General features: G+C 50.0%; 1 protein-coding gene. It reads left to right on the top strand.

Features of this window, described 5'->3' with window-relative positions; all coding sequences use genetic code 11:
- Nucleotides 1-22: 22 nt before the first annotated feature.
- Nucleotides 23-268: hypothetical protein (locus AC1RPY_RS07925; protein ID WP_481763139.1), on the top strand; the 246-nt coding region annotated here is incomplete at its 3' end.

A 268-nucleotide genomic window follows, 5' to 3' on the forward strand; every position in this document is an offset into this window, starting at 1 on the left:
TCATAAACCTGAAGAGTAGTGCATGCAAAACAACCAAGTGTTTCACGGCAAAGTTTCTGAAGTACGTGTGATCGAGCACTCACGCTCGTCGAAGTCCGGAACGGACCTGATCACCTTCCAATTGAAGTATCCGCGCTACATTCATGCCGAGTTCATGACACACCGTGTATTCTCGCGCAATGCATCAAGTTCGCGAGCCATACCCGCTAAGAAGCTTATCTCCCAGATTCGCGAAGAGCCCGTGTTCTTTGCTCACGTCGGTCTGAAC

It is taken from the genome of Dellaglioa sp. CoH-56-MRSF-12 (genome assembly GCF_056782075.1).